The organism is Microvirga massiliensis, assembly GCF_001006805.1.
GTDB classification, from domain to species: Bacteria; Pseudomonadota; Alphaproteobacteria; order Rhizobiales; family Beijerinckiaceae; genus Microvirga; species Microvirga massiliensis.
This window is the reverse complement of sequence record NZ_LN811351.1, coordinates 446,069-450,334: the sequence shown is the minus strand read 5'-3', so window position 1 is coordinate 450,334 and position 4,266 is coordinate 446,069. Positions and strand designations below refer to the sequence as shown.

2 protein-coding genes and 1 pseudogene are annotated in these 4,266 nt (G+C 61.4%); 2 read left to right on the top strand and 1 reads right to left on the bottom strand.

Going from position 1 to position 4,266, the window contains the following annotated elements; translation table 11 throughout:
* Window positions 1-31 precede the first annotated feature (31 nt).
* On the top strand, window positions 32-1,222 hold the full coding sequence (locus BN1233_RS07225; RefSeq protein WP_342341641.1) for a GMC oxidoreductase: 1,191 nt from the start codon (window positions 32-34) through the stop codon (window positions 1,220-1,222).
* A 180-nt stretch (window positions 1,223-1,402) separates the two neighbouring features.
* Here the strand turns inward: BN1233_RS07225 and BN1233_RS07220 are convergent, their stop codons facing one another.
* Complete coding sequence (locus tag BN1233_RS07220; RefSeq protein WP_052763722.1) at window positions 1,403-2,524, bottom strand: D-alanyl-D-alanine carboxypeptidase family protein; 1,122 nt, start codon at window positions 2,522-2,524, stop codon at window positions 1,403-1,405.
* Between the two features lie 1,594 nt (window positions 2,525-4,118).
* Here BN1233_RS07220 and BN1233_RS44480 point away from each other — a divergent pair.
* Window positions 4,119-4,266 (top strand): annotated as a pseudogene (locus BN1233_RS44480) (cobalamin-binding protein); the annotation flags it as partial.

Below are 4,266 nucleotides of genomic sequence, written 5' to 3'. Positions count from 1 at the left end.
ACCCGCTACGGCCGTGTCGCGAACCCGCTCTATGCGGCGTTCGTGCAGGCTGCCCAACAGGCCGGCTATCCCGCGACGCAAGACGTCAACTGAGAGCAGCAAGAAGGGTTCGCGGATGGACATGACCGTCAAGGACGGCATGCGCTGGTCGGCCGCCAACGCCTATCTCAAGCCGGCCATGACGCGCTCGAACCTCCGGGTTCGGACTCATGCCCTTGCGACGAAGATCCTCTTTGAGGGAACCCGTGCCGTTGGGGTGCGCTACCTACAAGGCAGCGTAGAGCGGGAGGCCCGGGCCAGGCGGGAGGTCATCCTGTCCGGAGGTCCGATCAATTGCCCGCAGCTCTTGAAGCTGTCGGGCATTGGTCCGGCCGAAGAACTGCGGTCGCTCGGCATCGAGGTCGTCCATCACCTGCCCGGTGTCGGCGAGAATCTGCAGGACCATCTCGAGTTCTATTTTCAAGTCGCCTGCACGCAACCAATCACGCTCTATTCCTGGCAGGGGCTGATCGGCAAGGGCGCGATCTGGGCGCGATGGCTGCTTTTGCGAGACGGCCTCGGGGCGACCAACCACTTCGAGACCTGTGGCTTCATCCGCTCGCGGCCGGGCATTCGGTACCCGAACATTCAGTACCATTTCCTCCCCCTCGCGGCGACTTATGACGGGAAGGGGCTCGCGTCCGAGCATGGCTTCCAAGCCCATGTGGGTCCCATGCGCTCCAAGAGCCGCGGCTTCGTCCGGCTCAGATCGCGTGACCCTCGCGACCCTCCGCGCATTCAGTTCAACTATATGAGCCACGAGGATGACTGGACGGAGATGAGAGCCTGCCTGAGACTCACCCGTGAGATCTTCGCTCAGCAAGCTTTCGATCCTTATCGCGGCCGTGAGATCCAGCCTGGTGCCGACGTCGATACGGACGAGACGATAGATGCATTCATCCGCGATAAGGTTGAGAGCGCCTATCACCCCTCCTGCTCATGCAAGATGGGGAGCGGATTGGATCCGACGGCGGTGGTCGATCCCACGACACGCGTCATTGGGCTGCAGAACCTGCGCGTCGCCGACAGCTCGATCATGCCATCCATAACGACCGGGAACTTGAACGCACCGACGATCATGATTGCCGAAAAGGCCGCCGACCACATCCTCGGGCGATCGCCCCCTGCGGCCTCGACCGCCTCATACTACGTGGCCGAGAACTGGCGCACGGCACAGCGATGAGCGTTCGGCACGCTGATCCGAGACGTCCTACCAGCGATCATGCGGATCCGCTGCGTCCTTGGCCAGTTTCACCAGTGTAGCAGTGACACTCGACAGCGGGCCCAACGGCCTGCCCGAAGCGATCGTTAGCCGTGCCAAGATTATCCGACGGCACCACACCCAAGTGTGGACACGCTCTGGTCAGAAGCGTTTGTGGGGCGGCGATTCAGATTCGGATCGAGGCGGTCTCCTGCTTGGTGAAAGCGCGGATGGCGCTGCGGCTGCTTGATCAGCGAGAGGCAGTGGAAGGACCTCGGCGGCCTGCATTTCGATCTTCACCGGAGCGGCTGCCACAGGAACCGGACTCGAGGCCAAGCCGACGAGGATTGGGATGGCCGGCTGCTTCGGAACCGCCTGGAAGGCGCTCATCCAGGCGCGCTCGGCATCCGTGGCCTCGTCCGGGAGCTTGCGGCCGCAGGCATGCCGCCTGAGATCTATCGCGGGTTCAGCAGAGGGTGGGAGCGCGTCCAGGCCTCCCGACCCTTGGCTCTGAAACGCCGTCTCCATCAACAGGGCCGCCCACGCATCCCGCTCGATGGCGGATGGCCGTCCCATCACGACAGCAATAATGCGTCTCCCTTGGCGTTCCAGGCTCGCGACTACGTTGAATCCTGACGCACAGATATATCCGGTCTTCGCCAGGACGGCCGGATAGCGCCCGACCAAGCCGCTATGGTTCTCCATCACTCGTCCCGCAAAAGCGACGGCAGGGATACCGAGAAGGCCGGCTTGGTCGGGGAACTCCGCAATCAACCGCTGCATGAGTTTGGCCATGTCGCGCGCTGTCGTGATCTGCCGCGGGTCGTGCAACCCATTCGGATTGACCCATTGGCTCCCGCGCAGACCGATCCGTCGCGAATGGGCATTCATCGCAGCCACGAACGCCCCGACACTGCCGGAGGTCTTCTCGGCTAACCCGATCGCCACGTCGTTGGCCGACTTGACGAGCAGAACCTTCAAGGCCCCATCCACCGTCAGGGCCTGTCCGACCCGCAGCCCCAGCTTCGATGGAGCTGCCGCGGCAGCTTTGGCCGACATCGGAACGGTGTCCTGAAGCGACAATCGTTTCTCGGCGACACCCCGGAGGACCACATAGGCCGTCATCAGCTTCGTCAGGGAAGCGGGATACCAGCGTACCGTCGCGTCGCGGGCATGGATAACCTGTCCGCTCGAGGCCTCTATGATCAGTTCCGGTGTCGCCAATGCCACCGCAGGGAGGCTGATGAGAGCGATGGTGGCAAGAACGGCGGGTCGCACGAACATGGGCGCTCCCAGCGAATCAACTGAGCTGATTGTATCTCAATTCGATTCCCGATGTTCCGCAACGTAAATAAGCGGAGCGAAGTTCTCCACCGTTCCGATGATGCCCACGATCCTCGATAGATCACGTCGCGCCGACCATTCTGGTCTTGGTCCCGCGACGATCGGCGATCGCGGATGGGCCTCCGCTGCGGGTCATCTCCCGATCCGGTCGAATGACCTGTGGCGCGGCAGCAATCAACGAGAGATCCAGATCCCGTAGGCACCGATCGCGTCAGCAGGTTTCGTAGAAATATATCCCACGAGGTTTCCGGGAGTACGTCAATCTGAAATGGCGTCAGCCACCATAACGCAATAAAGGGCAGCGCCGGCGGAATCCGCCCCGAAGAAGCGACTGCAGCGCAGGGGCGAGAGCGCTGCGATTGCAAGAGCGGACGACAGCACCCACCTCAGTTGGAGTAGAGCGACCACGCAGCGTGGCGCTCGGTTCGTCAGGCAGCGCTCATGAGAGCTACCGATGCGGATTGCAGTCATCGGGGGCAGCCACGGCATCAGCGCCGAACTCGTCCGGCAGTTGCGAACGGCTGGGCATCGGGTCGTTGTTGCCTCGCGCAGCATGCAGTCTGAACCTACCTCAGATCTGGTTCCGGTCAGGGGTCGATTTTTATTCCCAAAGTGGCCGAGTGCCCGTCAAGAGTGCCGACGCGGTCCCGTGATGCCTCGGCTTTAACCTGCCCAATATCACGTCAACTCCAGGAAAGCACCAGGACATCGTAAGATGGCCTATTCGCGATCTGCCGGCGACCTACCCACAGGTCGCTGGCAGGTCGCCCAGAGGTCATAATAACCTGACGCCAACTCAAATTGATCTACGATCAGACGTGTTACTGTGCTGTTCGGACGTGTCACTGTGCTGTTCGTGCGTTACCTTCTTCAAGTCGGACGTTACTTTTTGCTGTCCCGATAAGGCGCGTCACCTAATTTGGTATAGATACACCGGAGCAGGAGCCTGGAAGCTCCTATCGGATTAGATTCGGCATCATTCCCGGCGCTCGAACTGGAGGCCCGATCAGACTAACCGGCGAGAGCTGGATAATTTGTGACGATCCATTCGCTCTGGAGGGTAGTTCCGAACATCCTCCCGGAGTCCGATTCGGAACGTGAGTAACGCCCGAACCGCGATTTGTAACGCTCGAATCGCACGGGCGAAAATCACCGCCTGGGAGACCTACTTCTCAAGCTGCAATGCAATTCGGGAAAAGCGTTACAGTCTTCAAGTCGAGCGTTACTGAAAGATGGAGTAACGGGGGGCTAGAGAGGGGTCAGAAAACTCATCGTTTTGCGAACCCGGATTTCCGGGCCGAAAACCGAACCTGCTCGAGCCGTCCGGTAGCCCGGAGAACGGAATCGTGACTGCTTCTGAGTCATCTGCACCATAAAGCCACGTGAAAGCGCAGTCATGGTGCAATTCTGCAGGCCACCTGCTCGCTTGTGGAGCATGAAGTCTGCACCGCAACGTTCCTCGGCCTGCCGCGTCCTCTGGCCCGGCGGCTTCTGGGCGGGCCGGACGGAGCAGTCCAGCCCGCGAGGCAGCCCGATGAGATTTCCTCCGGAACGCATCATCTGCCTGACCGAGGAGACGGTCGAGACGCTGTACCTCTTGGGCGAGGATCATCGCATCGTCGGAGTTTCCGGCTACGCGGTCCGGCCCCCGCGGGTCCGCCGCGAGAAGCCGCGCGTCTCGG